Source organism: Paraburkholderia sp. JPY465 (genome assembly GCF_050436725.1).
Lineage (GTDB): Bacteria > Pseudomonadota > Gammaproteobacteria > Burkholderiales > Burkholderiaceae > Paraburkholderia > Paraburkholderia youngii.
This window is the reverse complement of sequence record NZ_JBNDMT010000003.1, coordinates 567,659-584,202: the sequence shown is the minus strand read 5'-3', so window position 1 is coordinate 584,202 and position 16,544 is coordinate 567,659. Positions and strand designations below refer to the sequence as shown.

Sequence of the window (16,544 nt, the reverse complement as noted above, 5' to 3'; positions counted from 1 at the left end):
TGCGAGCGGCAAACGTGCACGCAAAAGTGCTTCGAGGCGACGCGCCAGACCTTCACATGCCGCGTCGCCAGCCTCGCCGCCTACAGATGCTGCACCGACGCCGGCAAATCGCCGTGCGGCGCCGACATCGGCTCGCCTTCCATATGACGCATGCCGTGCGAGCACAGCAGCCGGTACAGCGTCACCCGGGAGATGCCGAGTTCCTGCGCCGCATCCCCGAGCCGCCCGCGATGCCGCAGCAACGCGAGTTCGATAGCCTGACGTTCGGCCGCTTCGCGCGCCTGCGCGAGCGACACCGGCACGATCTCGACGTATTCGGCGAGTTCGAGGTCGCGCGCGGTGATCGCACGTCCCTCCGACATCACGATCGCGCGCCGCACCCGGTTGATCAGCTCGCGCACGTTGCCGGGCCAGCCGTAGTTATGAAGTGCGGCGATTGCGTCGGGCGCGAAGCCACGCAGACGGCGGCTCGCATCCTTCTTGAAACGTTCGAGCATGTGCCGGGCGAGCAGTTCGATGTCCTTGCCGCGCGCGCGCAGCGGCGGCTCGTCGATCTGCAGCACGCAGAGGCGGTGATACAGGTCGGAACGGAAGCGCCCTTCGATCATCGCCGCGGTCATATCCACGTGCGTAGCCGAAATGATGCGCACGTCGACATCGATCGCGGTATGTCCGCCGAGCCGCTCGACCTTGCGCTCCTGCAGGAAGCGCAACAGGCTCGCCTGGCTTTCGAGCGGCAGATCGCCGATTTCGTCGAGAAACAGCGTGCCGCCGTTGGCCGCTTCGACGCGGCCGATCTTGCGCTGGTTCGCGCCGGTGAACGCACCGCGCTCGTAGCCGAACAGTTCCGATTGCAGAAGATGCGGCGGAATCGCGCCGCAATTGATTGGCACGAACGGCGCGTTGCGCCGCGCCGAGCGTTCATGAATCGCGACCGCCGTCAGCTCCTTGCCGGTGCCCGATTCGCCGGAGATGAACACCGGCGCGTCGGTCATCGCGACTTTGCGGATCGAGCGGAACAGCGCGAGCATCGCGTCGCACGAGCCGACCATCTCGCCCTCGGCGCCTTGCAAGCCGTCGTGCGAGGTCGTGTCGCTCAGCGAAATCATGCCGTATGCATGACCGACCGAGTCGACGATACGGTCGCCAGAAGACGGCACCGTCACGTAATCAAAGCAGTAGTCGCGCACGAGCCGGCGCAACGCGGCGTCTTTCAGTTGGCCAGGCGTGGTCGCAGCAACCCAGCCGACGTTCGGCATGGTCAAACAGGATTCAAAAGCGGCGATTTCGTGCGGCTGGAAATCACTGGACAAATCGAGCAGGCCGCCAGCTGCCGAGCCGGTGCGCACTGCCCGGCGCGCATCGCGCGCGGATCCCACGACTTCCACATGCCAGCCACGCTGCATAAAACGCGTATTCAGTTCCGCGCTCGGGTCACGCGAAACGTAAATCAGTTGCCGCGTTGCGGGTTCCATTATTCAGATCCTCTCGTCAACGAACGTTAAGGACGACGCATGCACCTGAAACTGCGGTTCAGACACGCTGACTCGTCCGGGATTCGCGAATCGCAAAACCCGAACGGCCATTCCATTCCGTGCGGACAGCTGATCCCCAAGAAAGCGGCGTGTGTGTTTGAGACGGCCTGATATGGGCCTTTTTTTAAATCTGAAGCTGTTTTCGAGAGCTTACTATACGTGCGCCGCTTCGAAAACAATTATGCGAATTTAATCGATGGACCCCTTGCCCATCATGGTTTAGCGGCCGATCTCCATTTATTCAGCCGACAAATAAAACATTAGTGGAAGCGCTTTTCGTGGCGTTCTCGCGACGGTAGTTCGTACCTTGCGGATTATCGAATTATAGGTATTTTCTGCTGACCCGTTTCAGTGCTGCAACGTTTTTTCCCGATTTCGAACGCATTAGTTGTCATTCCGCTGGTGGCGGCCAGACGCATCAATGGATTGCGAGCGATGGCACATGTTTCGCTAAATGGCGAACACCAGGGAGACACATCATGCGACTCGCGTTCCGCATCGATCTGATAAGCTGCCGCGCGCCATTTTTCGCAATTTGCGCAGCCCTCGCGCTCAGCGCTCTGCCGGCGGGTGCCGGCACCCCGACAGCGCCAACCGCTCCGACGCGATCCGTCACGCTGGCGAATTTCAACGATGCCACCGAGCCCGCCTCCCCCAGCCTGCAAACCGCTTCGCCGGTTGCCGCGGAAGACGACAGCCAGCTTGCCGCCAACGCGTCGAACCCGGCTGCCGATGCTGCATCGATGAACGATATTTCGCTCGACGACCAGATCCTGTCGCGGCAACGCGGCGGCGCAGTCGGCATGTTGATGGTCGCCGCGCCGCCGCGGCTGATGCAAAGCGGCGGTAACCAGGTGACGTTGTGGGACGAGATCGCCCCGCCCTCGCCGCTGCCCGTGCCCGTCGATGCAGCACGCGCCGCCCAGGGCAACGTCGCGGCATACCAGCGCAGGTAAGCAGGACGAAGCAACGAACCGATAGCAAATAACCAGGGAATGCGGGACCGGTGGCCGCGCCAAAATTGACGCGCCCCACGACGGCGGGACACAAGCAACAACAGAGAAGGGACCGGGACATGAGCACGAACCACCAGAAGCCGCACGCCCTCGGGCTGCCGGCGGCTTCGTTCAGCATCGCTCCGGTCTTGCCGCGCGCCGCGTTGGCCGGCACCGCCCTCCTCGCCAGCGTCCTCGTCAGCGCCTGCTTCGCGAGCCAGGCGCATGCCGAGCAGGTCGCCAATCCCGGCGACATCATCGTCGAGCGCAGCGTCACGCCGCGCGACGCGTTCGTCCCGGTGCCGCGCGACCAGGACCCGGTCGCGGTGCGCGCCACCACGTTCCCGGCCAATTCGTTCGACCCGACGATCGCGACGCTCGTCGGCGACACCGATCTGACCAACGCACACGGCTCGAACGGCGTCGTCGCGGGTGGCGTGCTCGGCGGCACCGGCATGCAGGCCGTCACGCAGATCCTCTCCGGCAAGGCGACCGGCAACACGATCCCGCTGAACGCGGGCGGTATCGGCGGACCGGCGACGGGCGTCGGCGGCACGATCAGCTCGTCGGTGACGGGTGCGCTCGCGCCGCTGTCGAACGTGCTCGGCGGCGCGCTCGGAGGTCTGAAATGAGCACGCGCCTGCGCCCCTCGCTGCAATCGCTGCAATCGCTGCAATTCACTTCGGCGCGCACTGCCCTGCGCGTCTGCGCGTGCCTGTGCATGGGCGTCGCTGCGCTCGTCGCCGGCGAGTCCCGCGCGCAGTCGCCGGCGGTGCCGGTCGTCGGCGCCACCGCGACGATCGGCAGCGGCGCGGGCATGGGCGCGACGGGCGCGCTCTCGGTCAACGAAACCGCAGGCCTCGACAACGCGCAGATCAACCAGATCACGGTGACGAAAGGCGCCGCCGTCGGCAACGCGAACGCGAGCCTGCAAAGCGCGTCGGTGGTCGCGAACGTGCCGCGCGCACAAGCGTCGATCGAGGCCCATGCGTTTTCGAACACCTCCGGCGCGGTGCTGGTGAACCAGTCGGCCGGAGCAGGGAATCTGCAGCGCAACAGCACCCAGATCGGGACTGCGGCGCTCGGAGTCGAGACTGTCTCGGATGGGGAGCTATCCGCGACGGCCCCGAAAAACGGCAGTCCGGGGCAGTCGAACACGATTCACGGCGTGCGCGAGGCAAGCATTTCCAGCGATGCCTTCCGTAACGCGAGCGGAATCGTGCAGATCAACCAGGCAGCCGGCGCCGGTAATGCCACGGCAAACAGTTTTGTGCTCCGTCCCCCGGCGGGCACTTTTTTTAACTGACCACACTTAAGTATCGGAGCGAATCATGAAGCGCACTCTTATTGCCACGGCCGTTCTCGTTGCCGCGTCCGGCAGCGTGCTTGCCGCGCCGCAGAAGGCCTACCTGTTCAATACGACGGTCGTCGGCGAGATGGTCGGCGTCGAGGGTATGGTCGGACTGTTTGGCTGCGTGTATGTCTCCAGCACGGCTAACGCGGTGATCAACAACAACCAGATGGTCAACGTGAACGCGACGCTCGATCCGCAGGCGCAGACCTACACCACCGGCACCGTGACCACGACCATCAACAACAACAGGAGCTCGCTCAGAGGCGGTGGCGCGGCATTCGCGTTCACGACGCAAAGCCATACCTCGTCGAGTTCGAACGCGCAGGGCTTCGAAGCTTCGGGCAGCTATGCGTACGGCAGCCAGAGCGCGAGCGTGACGAAGAGCGGCTATGAAACCAGCCAGCAGGCAGCCGGCATCGCGGGCAGCTTCTCGCACACGAGTCAGAACTCGGGCGGCCATCTCTCGGCGGGCGGCTCGATCGGCGGCAGCTACAGCTATCAGGACCACAACACGCCCTCGCACGGCAGCGGCTCGTTCAGCGCCCACGGCGGCCTGCACGCCGGTTATCGCGAATCGAGCTACTCGAACTCGTCGGGCGTCGCCGGCGCCTTCGAAGCGAGCGAAGCGTCCGGACAAAGCCGTTCGTGGGGCTTCAAGGCGAGCGAAGGCTCCGGCTTTGCGAGGATCGGCGAGCAATCGTCGAGCTACTCGCGCAGCAGCTCTTCGTCGACCAACGCGTACGGCGCCTTGTGGGGCATCGACGAAGGCATGACGACGACCGATGTGACGACGCGCGGCTCGATCACGCAGCACATCAACAACGAAGCGGCCGCCACGCTGAACGCGACCACCGGCACCAACGCGGCCAGCAACGTGTCGGGCAACCTCGGCATCAACATCGCGGAAGGCATCGACAACGCGCAGAGCAACGACGTGTCGCTCGCGTCGGTCGACGTCGGCAACGTGTTCGGCAACGCGCAGGACTTCAACGTGCAGTCCTCGAGCGGCAGCGCGGCGATCCATAACTTCAATCTGAACGCGTCGGTCGGCAACGGGTCGCTGTCGGGTGTGACAGGCAACGTCGGCGTGAACATCGCTTCCGGCATCGGCAACGCGCAGGACAACGCGCTCGCCGGCGCGGTGACGACGACCTCGCCGGGCAAGGCGCTGACCACCGCGATGGACGCAACGGATGACAACTCGCAATCCGCCACGATGGTCGTTCACGGGCAGTTCCAGGGCACCGCGAGTCTCGGGGCCGATACGTTGAAAGGCGCCTCCGGCAACATCGGCGTGAACATCGCCGGCGGCGCGGGCAATCTGCAGCACAACGGACTTGCCATCGCGGCGCTGAACAGCGGCAAGTAAGCCGACGACGCGACGACCGCGGGCCAGCAGAAGAAGCACAAAGCAGTCGGAAGGGCGCGCCGGCAGCCATAGAAGCTGCCGGCGCGGATCGGGCAGGAGACCAGCATGACCGGGTTTAAGGGGTTCCCGGCGCTACCGCTCGCCGTAGCGCTGGCAGGCTATGTGCTGTGCGCGGATCACGCCGCCGCACAGTCGAGCATCGACACGTCCACGTTCGTCGGCGTGCCATTGACGAAAACGGTCCGTTCGATGAAGGACCTGCGCTACAACCACATCGTCAATCAACAGTTCGACTACAGCTGCGGCGCGGCGGCGCTCGCCACCCTCCTCAAGTACGGCTACGGCATCGATATTCCGGAAACCGAACTGATCCGCCGGATGATGGTTTTTTCTACGCCCGAAGTCGTCGTCAAGAACGGCTTCTCGATGCTCGACATGAAGCATTTCGTCGAGACCATCGGACTGCGCGGCCGCGGCTTTCGCGTCAACGTCGACGCGCTCCACCATCTTCAGATCCCCGTGATGGTCCTGATGAACATCGACGGCTACGAGCATTTCGTGATCGTCAAGCATGCGCAGGACGGCCGCGTGTTCATCGCGGACCCGGCGCTCGGCAATCGCATCGTGCTCGAAGACGACTTCGCGAAGACCTGGAACGGCCTCGTGTTCGCGGTCCTCGGCAAACCCTTCAGGGAGGATTCACCGCTGTTGCAGGACAACGAGTCGCTCGCGCTGAAGCTGCGCGCCGCCGCGCTGGCGGCCGGCAGCGCGGCGACGCCCTTTTTCGAGTACGGCTTGAACAAGGCAGACATGTTCTGATCCCGCCATGAAGTCACACCTCACACCGCTTGGGTTAGTGCTCTGTGCCGTCGCCTATGGCGCAAGCAGCGTTGCCCATGCTTCGGAGGGCGCCGCCTCGCCACCGGCTCCCGAACTTTCGATACGGTCCGAGCCAGGCGCCGAGCCGCTGCGAGTGCAACTGGTCGGCGACGATGTGCTCGCGACCCAGACCGGCAAATACGCCGGCGCGACGATGATCTCCGGCTTCGTGCTGAACGTCATTTCGCAATGGCGCTTGCCCAACGGCGCGAGCGCGCTCGCTCAAGGCTCGCTGAGCGCGGTACAGAACGGTGGCGGCCAACTCACGAGTTCCGTCAGCACGTTCGCGAGCGTGAGCGGCGGCACGCACGGCCATGCAGGTGATTCGGGCGCCAACCCGAATGCGCAGGCGCGCGGCGGCCAGAGCATCGGCGTCAACGGCGTGTCGCAGGTTACCCAGGTCGCGGGCGATCGCAACAGCGGCACCAACTCCGCGCTGATCGACTTCAATAACAGCGCCGCGACGCTGACGGGCTCCGCCAACGCGCCGTCGGCGACGGCCAGCAATTCGACCGGCTCCGTGAAAGCCGGCATTTCGTTCGGCAGCAACGGCGTGAACGTCGCGCTGCAGACACCCGCTGGGCTCGCCACCCAGACCATCGCGCCGAGCAACGGGCAGATCGCCCAGTTGCTGCAGATCGCAGGCAATAACCAGCAAGTCGCCAACGCCCTGCAACTGCATCTGCAAACCCAGCAGATGTCGGCTTCGATGCTTCGTCAGTTGGGCGTACTGCAGGCACTGCAAAACAGGAGATAACGGCGCGGGCCGCCACCCGCCAGTTGGACCACAAGCAGTGAAGAGAAGGCCGCGCAGGCAGCACCGCGCGGCCGGACCACCGGGGGAGCAAAAAATGAAAAAAGTGTCATCGACCAGGGCGCCGCGCATGGCTCTCGCGGCCATTCCGGCCGCCGTCATGCTTTGGGCTCTTTCTCAGCCGGCGAGCGCGCAGGCGCTCGCCGGTCAATCCGTGGAGGACCGTCTGAATACGCTGATGCGCGTCGTCAACGAGCAGCAGCGGCAAATCCATTCGCTCGAACGCCAGGTCACCGAACTCGAGATGGCGCAACGCGGCCGCGGCGTGCCGGGCGCCGGCGCTCCGGCGGGCAGCGGCACGGTGGCCGAGCAGCCCGGCGCCGACCGCCTGCCGGTGCCGCTGCCGCCGCTCGCGCAGATCGCGCCTGGCGCGCCCGCGCCGGCGGGCACCACCGGCACCGCGACCGGCGTGCCGGTCAATCCGCCGACACCGGACGGCAGCAACGCGGGCAACGCCAGCGCCGGCGGCCTGCCCGCCGCCACCGACGGCAGCGGCGCGGTCGGCCAGACCCAGCGCGCGAACGAACCGGTGCGCACCCAGGCCGAGCAGGCGGTCGTGCAGCGCGAGCATGCGCCACTGTTCGACCACAAGCTGACGATGGACTTCGGCATCAGCGACACCTACTACGACCGTCGCCAGTTGCAGTTGTCGGGCTTCCTCGCGCTCGATGCGATCTTCCTCGGCAACATCAACCTCGGCCAGACCAAGTCGCATCAGGTGATGGCAGACCTCGACACGCGCTACGGCGTGTCCGACCGCATCAACGTCGACGTCGACGTGCCGTACGTGTACCGGCGCAGCACCTTCATCGTCGGCGGCGCGGGCGGCGCGGCGAGCACGCTGTCGGACGCGACGGTGTCGAGCCACGACATCGGCGACGTGAATTTCGGCATCTACTATCAGTTCGTCAGGGAAACCAACGCGCTGCCGGACGTGGTCGGCAGTCTGCGCGTGAAGGCGCCGACCGGCAGCTCGCCGTTCGGCGAAAAAGTCGTGCAGGTCGACGCGGACAACACCAACCTCGTCGCGCCGACCCGACTGCCGACCGGCACCGGTTTCTGGAACATCACCGCGGGTCTGTCGGTGCTGAAGACCTACGACCCGGTCGTGCTGTTCGGCAGCGTTTCCTACACCTACAACCTCGCGCGTTCGTTCGCGGACATTTCGTCGGTGCAGGGACAAACCGAACCGGCGACGGTCAAGCTCGGCGATATCGTCCAGTTCGGCGGCGGCGTCGCGCTCGCGTTCTCCGACAAGGATTCGGCCAGCGTGGCGTTCACGATGGCGCTCGAACCCGAGTCGCAGACCAAGGCGCCGGGCGGCAGCTACCAGAAGGTGCCGGGCAGCGAGACCACGGCCGCGGCGATGAATTTTGGCCTGAACCACGTCGTGAACAAGCACCTGACCATCAACGGCTCGGTATCGATCGGACTCACACCCGACGCGCCGAACTTCGTGGTCGGCGTGCGCTTTCCGTACACCTTCTGACGTGCCAACGATACGAGGTCGAACGTGCGTGAATCACCTCATCTGAGCAGTGTGACTTCCGTCGCGGCAGCGGGATCGCATCTGCCGCTCGCGGTGCCGGCAGCCGCTCCACCGGCGAGCAATGAAACCGGCGCCCAAGCGAGCGCCGCGATGCCAGGCGTCGCGCGACAGCTGCTATACGTCGCGCGCACTCCTGACGAAACTCTGATCGCACATCTGAAAGGCCGCGGCTGGCAGGTCGCGGCCGCGCGCTCGGCGCACGAACTCGGGCGGCTTTTAAAGCCGGACCTCGCGTGCGCGGGCATCGTCGATCTGGCGAGCTTCGCGCCGCGCGACATCGGCGGACTCGAGGCGAGCCTGCGTCAGCAGCAGATCGGCTGGATCGCGCTCGCGAGCAACGAGCGGCTCAACGATCCGCTGGTGCGACGCCTCGTGCGCCACTACTGCTTCGACTTCGTGAAGCTGCCGGTCGCGCACGCGACGATCGACTATCTGGCCGGCCACGCGTTCGGCATGGTCACGCTGTGCGACCCGGAATTCCCGCCGCCCGCCGGCGAAGCAGGCGACGAGGAAATGGTCGGCACCTGCGAGGCGATGCAGCAGCTCTTTCGCACAATCCGCAAGGTCGCGAACACCGACGCGAGCGTGTTCATCGCGGGCGAATCGGGCACCGGCAAGGAGCTGACCGCGCTGGCGATCCACGAGCGCTCGCCGCGCCGCAAGGCGCCGTTCATGCCGATCAACTGCGGCGCGATTCCGCATCACCTTCTTCAATCCGAACTGTTCGGCTACGAGCGCGGCGCCTTTACCGGCGCGAATCAGCGCAAGATCGGCCGAGTCGAAGCGGCCGACGGCGGCACGCTGTTTCTCGACGAGATCGGCGACCTGCCGCTCGAAAGCCAGGCCAGCCTGCTGCGCTTTCTGCAGGAAGGCAAGATCGAGCGGCTCGGCGGACGCGAATCGATTCCGGTCGACGTGCGCATCATCTCGGCGACCCACGTCGATCTCGACGGCGCGATGCGCGACGGCCAGTTCCGCGCGGACCTGTTTCATCGCCTGTGCGTGCTGCGCGTCGACGAGCCGCCGCTGCGCGCGCGTGCGCGGGACATCGAGATTCTCGCGTACCACATCCTGCACAAGTTCAAGACCGACAACGCGCGCAAGATTCGCGGCTTCACGCCGTCGGCGATCGAGGCGCTCTACAACTACAACTGGCCCGGCAACGTGCGCGAGCTGATCAACCGCGTGCGCCGCGCGATCGTGATGGCCGAGAACAAGCTGATCTCAGCCGACGATCTCGACCTCGCCGGTTTTACCGAACAGCAAAGCATGACGCTCACGCAGGCGCGCGAGGCCGCCGAGAAGCGCGCGATCGAGGCCGCGCTGCTGCGCCACCGGCACCGCTTGAACGAGGCGGCGGTGGATCTGAACATTTCGCGCGTGACGCTGTATCGGCTGATGGGCGTGCACGGTTTGCGCGAACCGGGCGGCGCCGATGACAAGGAAGGGCTCGCCACGGACGGGCCGGCGGGAGGGTGAGCGGCGGCTGAACGGCGGCTGAGCGGCGGGCGGGCATCGGTGCGCATCGGAGCGTCGGGTAGAATCGCCCGGTTACCCTCCTCTTTCCATTCGATGACGACGCTCACCCTGATCGTCGCTCGCGCCAGCAACGGCGTGATCGGCCGCGACAACCAGTTGCCCTGGCGACTGCCCGAAGACCTCAAGTTCTTCAAGCGCACGACGATGGGCGCGCCCATCATCATGGGCCGCAAGACGCATGAATCGATCGGCCGGCCGCTGCCCGGACGCCGCAACATCGTCGTCACACGCGATGGCTCGCGGCGTTTTCAGGGCTGCGACACCGCGACCAATCTCGACGAAGCGCTCGCGCTCGCCGCGCAGGACCAGGCGCCGCAGGCGTTTCTGATCGGCGGCGCGGAGTTGTACGACGAAGGGCTGCGCCACGCGGACAAGCTGATCGTCACCGAAATCGCCGCCGACTTCCCCGGCGATGCGACCTTCCCTGCGATCGACCCGCACGTGTGGGAAGAAATCGCGCGTGAAGCGCATCACTCGAATGCGCCGAACGACTTCGATTACGCGTTCGTCACCTATCAACGCAAGGACGTCTGACGGCACGCGCCACGGCATGCAATAAAAAAACGCCACGCAACGTTGAGCTGCGTGGCGTTTTCGTTTGATACGGGGCGGCGCCGAAACGCGCCGCCCGGCTTACTGCCCCGCGATCGTCATCCGTTCGATCAACACCGAGCCGGTCTGCTTGGTGCCGCGCGTGATCGTATCCGCGCCGATCGCGACGATATGGCGGAACATCTCCTGCAGCGTGCTCGCGACCGTGATCTCCTCGACCGGGTACTGGATCTTGCCGTTCTCGACCCAGAAGCCCGACGCGCCGCGCGAGTAGTCGCCCGTCACGTAGTTGACGCCCTGCCCCATCAGCTCGGTCAGCAAGAGACCGGTGCCGAGCTTCTTCAGCATCGCCTCGAAGTCGTCCTCGGGACGCGTGTTCGAGCTGAGCAGCGACAGGTTGTGCGAGCCGCCCGCGTTGCCGGTGGTCTTCATGCCGAGCTTGCGCGCCGAGTAGGTGGACAGGAAGTAACCCTCGACGACGCCGTCCTTCACGACCGATCGCTGGTGCGTGCGCACGCCTTCCTCGTCGAACGGCGCGCTGCCCATCGCGCGCGCGACGTGCGGATCTTCGACCACCTGCACGTGCGGCGCGAACACCGGCTTGCCGAGGCTGTCGACCAGAAATGAAGTCTTGCGATACAGCGCGCCGCCGCTCGTCGCCTGCACGAACGCGCCGAGCAGGCCCGCCGCGAGCGGCGCTTCGAACAGCACCGGCACCTTGCGCGTATCGAGGCCGCGCGCGCCGATGCGCGCGAGCGCACGCTGCGCCGCGTAACGGCCCACTGCCTCGGGATCGGCGAGTTCGCCGGCGCTGCGCGTCGACGTGTACCAGTCGTCGCGCTGCATGTTGCGGCCGCTGCCGGCGATCGGCGCGCACGCGATGTAGTGGCGCGAATACGGATAGCCGGCGAGGAAGCCGCGCGAGGTCGCCAGCACGAACTGCGAGTGCTGCGCCGACACGCTCGCGCCTTCGGAGTTCTTGATCTGCGGATCGGTCGCGAACGCGGCGTCTTCGGCGCGGCGCGCGATTTCGACGGCTTCGTCGGCCGACAGATTCCATGGGTGATACAGATCGAGGTCGCGCGGCGCGGTTTCGAGCAGTTCGGCTTCGGCGAGGCCCGCGCAATCGTCTTCGGCGGTGAAGCGCGCGATGTTGTACGCGGCCGCGACCGTGTCCTTCAACGCCTGCGGCGAGAAGTCCGAGGTGCTCGCGTTGCCGCGCTTGTTGCCGATGAACACCGTCACGCCGACCATCTTGTCGCGGTTGTGCTCGATCGTCTCGACTTCGCCGCGCCGCACGGAGACGGACAGGCCGTCGCCCTCGGAGATTTCGGTTGCGGCGTCGGTACCGCCGAGCGCCTTCGCGTGACGGAGGATGTCCGTGGCGATTTCCTTCAGCTCATCCTGGGTATGCGGAAAAAAGCGCTGCTTGACGTCCATGTCTGCTGCCATTGTGGTTGCCGTCCTGTTGGGGCCGCGCGGCCCAGGGTATGCGCACCGTGTTCGGCGCGAGGCGCGCGGGTGCGGGATAAATGCATCCCGCGATCATAGCAAGGTACGCGCCGCCGCGGGTCGGGCCGGCGCGGCAAGTTACAATACCGCCATGACACGCAAAACCCGCATTCAACCGATCGAATCCGTCGTCACGGAAGTCGACGAAAACGGCTACGATCGTCCGAGCAAGTCCCAGGTCAAACGCGAAATGCAGGCGTTGCAGGATCTGGGCGCGGCGCTCGTCGCGCTGCCGAAAGACGCGCTCAAGCGCATGCCGATGCCCGAAAAGCTCGACGAAGCCGTGCGCGAAGCGCGCCGCATCACCGATCATGAAGGCAAGCGCCGCCAGATCCAGTACGTCGGCCGCGTGATGCGCTCGCTGCTCGATACCGACACCGCCGCGCTGCGTACCGCGCTCGACACCTACAACGGCGTCAACAAGACGGAAACGGCGAAGCTCCACTGGATCGAACGCACCCGCGAAAAGCTGCTTGCCGACGACGCCGCACTGACCGAGTTCATCCGCCAGCACCCGGCCGCCGACCCGCAGCAGGGTCGCACGCTGATCCGCAACGCGCGCAAGGAAGCGCAGCAGAGCAAGCCGCCGCGCTATTTCCGCGAGCTGTTCCAGTGGATCAAGAACGCAGCCGGCGCCGGCGACGGAGCCGAAGACGCTGACCTCGCCCCGGAACACGACGATGACGACCGCGACGCCTGATCAACATAAGCAACGTAACCACCCCGACGAAATCGTGATCGGCCTCGTGTCGATCAGCGACCGCGCGTCGACGGGCGTGTACGAGGACAAGGGCATTCCGGCGCTGCAGGAATGGCTCGGCGCGGCCTTGAGCTCGCCGTGGCAAGTCGTCACGCGGCTGATCGCCGATGACGCGCCGACCATTTCGGCGACGCTGATCGAACTGGTCGACGAAGTGGGCTGCGATCTGGTGCTGACGACTGGCGGCACCGGCCCGTCGCTCCGCGACGTGACGCCCGAGGCGACGCTCGCGGTGGCGACGAAGGAGATGCCCGGCTTCGGCGAGCAGATGCGGCAGATCAGCCTGAATTTCGTGCCGACCGCGATCCTGTCACGCCAGGTCGCGGTGATCCGCGAAACGGCGCAGCACGCCGCGCTGATCATCAACCTGCCCGGCCAGCCGAAATCGATCCGGGAAACGCTGGAAGGCCTGCGCGATGACGGCGTGGTCAAGGTGCCGGGGATTTTCGCGGCGGTGCCCTACTGTATCGACCTGATCGGCGGGCCTTACGTGGAAACCAACGCCGACGTCGTGAAGGCGTTCCGGCCGAAAAGCGCGCAACGCGCGCCGCGGCAGGACTGAGGTTCGAGGATCAGGGCCTGCCGGTGCAGGCCCGCGCTTTATTTGCCGCTCGCGGCGGCGTCGGGCGCCGACGGCACGAGGAAATGCTCGCGGTAGTACTTCAGTTCGTCGATCGACTCGTGAATATCGGCCAGGGCGGTGTGCATCGCGCGCTTCTGGAAGCCCTTGTAGATCACCGGCTGCCAGCGCCGGCACAGCTCCTTCAGCGTGCTCACGTCGAGGTTGCGGTAGTGGAAGAAGCTCTCCAGGTCCGGCATCCAGCGCGCCATGAAGCGGCGGTCCTGGCAGATCGAGTTGCCGCACATCGGCGACTTGCCCGGCGGCACGTACTGGCCGAGGAATTCGCGAATCTGCGCGGTCGCATCGGCCTCGCTGACCGTCGACGCCTTCACGCGATCGATCAGCCCCGAGCGGCCATGCGTGTTCTGATTCCACTCGTCCATCTTCGCGAGCGTCTCATCGCTCTGATGAATCGCAAGCACCGGACCTTCGACCATCCTGTCGAGCGTCGAATTCGTCACCACCACCGCGATCTCGATGATGCGGTCGGAGTCGGGCTCGAGCCCGGTCATTTCCATGTCCAGCCAGACGAGATTCATGTCGCTGCGCACGAGCGGCGGCTGTTCGGTGGATGCGAGGATGTCAGTCATGAAGGCAACCCTGAGGGCCGCGCCGCGGGGTTCGCTGCAAACCCGCGCGGCGCGGCATGTGTTCATTTGAAATGGATTCGCGCGGTTCGAGCCGGGCCGGCCGCGCCGAAGCGCCGCCTTGAACTGCTGCCCGGAGCTAATGCGTTAAACCGTCGCGTTAAACCGTATCTCCGCCCTGAGGCGGGAAGAAACATATAATTCTCGCATAGATACCACGGAATCCTCGGATGCCTACCCTGTACTTCACCGCCCTCTTCATCGTCGCCGTCGTCGCGATGGTCGGCACCAAACTCTGGCTCGCATCGCGGCAGATCCGCTTCGTCGTCGCGCATCGCGAACAGGTGCCCAGCCAGTTCGTGAACACCATCGCGCTCACTGCGCATCAGCGCGCGGCCGACTACACCGTCGAGCGCACGCGGCTCGCGATGGTCGAGATCGTCGTCGGCGCGGCCGTGCTGATCTGGCTCACGCTGCTCGGCGGCGTGCAGATGCTCGATCTCGCGATCTCCGACTGGCTCGGCCGCGGCTACGTCGGCCAGATCGTGCTGGTTGCCGCCGTGATCGCGATCACGAGCGCGATCGACCTGCCGTTCGACTACTACCGGCAGTTCGTTGTCGAGCAGCGCTTCGGCTTCAATCGCATGAGCAAGAGCCTGTTCTTCTTCGACCGCCTGAAGGGCGCGCTGCTCGGCATCGCGTTCGGCCTGCCGCTGCTGTTCGTCGTGCTGTGGCTGATGAACCGCGCGGGCAACCTGTGGTGGCTGTGGGCATGGGTCGTGTGGGTCGCGTTCCAGATGTTCGGCCTGCTGATTTTCCCGACCTTCATCGCGCCGCTCTTCAACAAGTTCGAGCCGCTGAAAGATGAAGCTCTCGTGACCCGCATCGAGGCGCTGATGAAGCGCTGCGGCTTCGCCGCGAAGGGGCTGTTCGTGATGGACGGCAGCCGCCGTTCGGCGCACGGCAACGCGTACTTCACCGGCTTCGGCGCGAGCAAGCGCATCGTGTTCTTCGACACACTGCTCGCGCGGCTGTCCGGCCGCGAGATCGAGGCGGTGCTCGCGCACGAGCTCGGCCACTTCAAGCGTCGTCACGTGATGAAGCGCATGCTCGTCACGTTCGCAATCAGCCTCGCGATGCTCGCGCTGCTCGGCTGGCTGACGCAATGCGTGTGGTTCTACGAAGGGCTCGGCGTGCGGCCGTCGCTCATTGGCGGCAACAGCGGACTCGCGCTCGTGCTGTTCTTCCTCGCGCTGCCGGTGTTCATGTTCTTCGTCACGCCGCTCGGCAGCCTCAGCTCGCGCAAGCACGAGTTCGAAGCCGACGCGTTCGCCGCGTCGCAAACCGACGCGCACGATCTGATCAACGCGCTCGTCAAGCTGTATGAGGACAACGCGTCGACATTGACGCCCGATCCGCTCTACACCGCGTTCTACTATTCGCATCCGCCGGCCTCGCAGCGGATCGACCGACTGCTGCAGCACGCATGAGCGGCCGCGCTCCGAAAAAAGCGGCGCGCGGTGCCGGGTCCGGCATGCACGGCGCGCGCACGGGCGGCCTCGTGGTGGCCGCGCACGGCCGCCACTATCTGGTCGCGCCTGAAGACGGCGGCGCGCTGCTGCAATGTTTCCCACGCGGCAAGCGCAGCGAGGTCGCGGTCGGCGATCGCGTGATCTACGAGCCGACTTCCGCGGATCAAGGCGTGATCGTCGAGATCGGCGAGCGGCGCAATCTGCTGTATCGCTCGGACCAGTACAAGTCGAAGTTGTTCGCCGCGAACCTGGATCAGCTGCTGATCGTGCTCGCGACCGAGCCGCATTTCAGCGAGGATCTGCTCGGCCGCGCGCTCGTCGCCGCCGAGGCGAACGAACTGAAGCCGCTGATCGTGCTGAACAAGATCGACGTTACCGCTGCTCTGGACGGCGCGCGCAAGCGGCTCGAGCCGTATCGCGCGCTCGGCTATCCGGTGCTCGAAGTGTCGATCCGCATGCAGCCCGAGGCGGCCCGCGCCACGCTGACCGAGCATCTGCACGGTCACGCGACGCTGTTGCTCGGTCAGTCCGGCATGGGCAAATCGACGCTCGTGAACCTGCTGATTCCCGATGCCGAAGTGGCGACGCGCGAGATCTCGACCGCGTTGAACAGCGGGCGCCATACGACGACGTTCACGCGTCTTTATCCGCTGCCTCCGTCGGCGGGTACGGCCGATGTGAATCACGTCAACGGCGCGGCCGGTGCGCTGATCGACTCGCCGGGCTTCCAGGAATTCGGCCTGCACCATCTGACCGAAGGCCGGCTCGAACGCGCGTTCCCCGAGTTCCGGCCGCTGCTGCCGAACTGCCGTTTCTACAACTGCCATCATCTGCACGAGCCTGGCTGCGCGATCCTCGAAGCAGTCGCCGACGGCCGGATCCGCCGCGAACGGCATGCGCTTTATGCGCAACTCGTGCACGAGGCGAGCCAGATAGTCCGCTGAC

The 16,544-nt window shown here is 65.6% G+C and carries 16 protein-coding genes; 13 read left to right on the top strand and 3 right to left on the bottom strand.

Going from position 1 to position 16,544, the window contains the following annotated elements:
- Nucleotides 1–80 precede the first annotated feature (80 nt).
- The gene (locus QFZ94_RS17295) at nt 81–1,475 is read right to left on the bottom strand and encodes a sigma-54 dependent transcriptional regulator (protein WP_368586563.1); all 1,395 of its coding nucleotides are present in this window, start codon (nt 1,473–1,475) and stop codon (nt 81–83) included.
- 539 nt (nt 1,476–2,014) lie between these two features.
- Here QFZ94_RS17295 and QFZ94_RS17290 point away from each other — a divergent pair.
- From QFZ94_RS17290 to QFZ94_RS17250, 9 genes are all read left to right on the top strand, one after another.
- A complete protein-coding gene (locus QFZ94_RS17290; RefSeq protein WP_429458417.1) occupies nt 2,015–2,491 on the top strand; it encodes a hypothetical protein in 477 nt (158 codons plus the stop codon).
- Nucleotides 2,492–2,610: 119 nt separating this feature from the next.
- Nucleotides 2,611–3,162 (top strand): hypothetical protein, encoded by a 552-nt coding sequence (locus QFZ94_RS17285; RefSeq protein ID WP_429458415.1) that lies wholly within the window; start codon nt 2,611–2,613, stop codon nt 3,160–3,162.
- Nucleotides 3,159–3,836 (top strand): hypothetical protein, encoded by a 678-nt coding sequence (locus tag QFZ94_RS17280; protein WP_410849589.1) that lies wholly within the window; start codon nt 3,159–3,161, stop codon nt 3,834–3,836. Before QFZ94_RS17285 ends, QFZ94_RS17280 begins: the two co-directional genes overlap by 4 nt.
- A 25-nt stretch (nt 3,837–3,861) precedes the next feature.
- On the top strand, nt 3,862–5,253 hold the full coding sequence (locus QFZ94_RS17275; protein ID WP_429458413.1) for a hypothetical protein: 1,392 nt from the start codon (nt 3,862–3,864) through the stop codon (nt 5,251–5,253).
- Between the two features lie 105 nt (nt 5,254–5,358).
- Nucleotides 5,359–6,072, top strand: coding sequence for a C39 family peptidase (locus QFZ94_RS17270; protein WP_410849591.1), 714 nt, complete (start codon nt 5,359–5,361; stop codon nt 6,070–6,072).
- Nucleotides 6,073–6,079: 7 nt separating this feature from the next.
- Nucleotides 6,080–6,889: a peptidase C39 gene (locus QFZ94_RS17265; protein ID WP_410849592.1), complete on the top strand. Its 810-nt coding sequence runs from the start codon at nt 6,080–6,082 to the stop codon at nt 6,887–6,889.
- Nucleotides 6,890–6,983: 94 nt separating this feature from the next.
- Nucleotides 6,984–8,435, top strand: coding sequence for a hypothetical protein (locus QFZ94_RS17260; RefSeq protein ID WP_429458410.1), 1,452 nt, complete (start codon nt 6,984–6,986; stop codon nt 8,433–8,435).
- A 24-nt stretch (nt 8,436–8,459) separates the two neighbouring features.
- Nucleotides 8,460–9,974 (top strand): sigma 54-interacting transcriptional regulator, encoded by a 1,515-nt coding sequence (locus QFZ94_RS17255; protein ID WP_429458408.1) that lies wholly within the window; start codon nt 8,460–8,462, stop codon nt 9,972–9,974.
- Nucleotides 9,975–10,067: 93 nt separating this feature from the next.
- Nucleotides 10,068–10,568: a dihydrofolate reductase gene (locus tag QFZ94_RS17250; protein WP_410849595.1), complete on the top strand. Its 501-nt coding sequence runs from the start codon at nt 10,068–10,070 to the stop codon at nt 10,566–10,568.
- Nucleotides 10,569–10,667: 99 nt separating this feature from the next.
- On the opposite strand, the gene pmbA is transcribed toward QFZ94_RS17250, so the two are convergent.
- Nucleotides 10,668–12,038, bottom strand: coding sequence for a metalloprotease PmbA (gene pmbA, locus QFZ94_RS17245; RefSeq protein WP_429458406.1), 1,371 nt, complete (start codon nt 12,036–12,038; stop codon nt 10,668–10,670).
- Nucleotides 12,039–12,189: 151 nt separating this feature from the next.
- Here pmbA and yjgA point away from each other — a divergent pair, with 151 nt between their 5' ends.
- Nucleotides 12,190–12,798 (top strand): ribosome biogenesis factor YjgA, encoded by a 609-nt coding sequence (yjgA, locus tag QFZ94_RS17240; protein ID WP_429458404.1) that lies wholly within the window; start codon nt 12,190–12,192, stop codon nt 12,796–12,798.
- Complete coding sequence (gene mog, locus QFZ94_RS17235) at nt 12,779–13,420, top strand: molybdopterin adenylyltransferase (RefSeq protein ID WP_429458402.1); 642 nt, start codon at nt 12,779–12,781, stop codon at nt 13,418–13,420. Before yjgA ends, mog begins: the two co-directional genes overlap by 20 nt.
- 38 nt (nt 13,421–13,458) lie before the next feature.
- Here the strand turns inward: mog and orn are convergent, their stop codons facing one another.
- A complete protein-coding gene (gene orn / locus QFZ94_RS17230) occupies nt 13,459–14,070 on the bottom strand; it encodes an oligoribonuclease (RefSeq protein ID WP_368586575.1) in 612 nt (203 codons plus the stop codon).
- Between the two features lie 227 nt (nt 14,071–14,297).
- Between orn and QFZ94_RS17225 the strand changes: the two genes are divergently transcribed.
- Nucleotides 14,298–15,557: a M48 family metallopeptidase gene (locus QFZ94_RS17225; RefSeq protein WP_410849598.1), complete on the top strand. Its 1,260-nt coding sequence runs from the start codon at nt 14,298–14,300 to the stop codon at nt 15,555–15,557.
- Nucleotides 15,554–16,543 carry a ribosome small subunit-dependent GTPase A gene (rsgA, locus tag QFZ94_RS17220; protein ID WP_368586577.1) on the top strand — a complete coding sequence of 330 codons (990 nt, stop codon included), beginning with the start codon at nt 15,554–15,556 and terminating at the stop codon, nt 16,541–16,543. The genes QFZ94_RS17225 and rsgA overlap by 4 nt, the downstream gene beginning before the upstream one ends.
- The last annotated feature ends 1 nt before the right edge of the window (nt 16,544 follow it).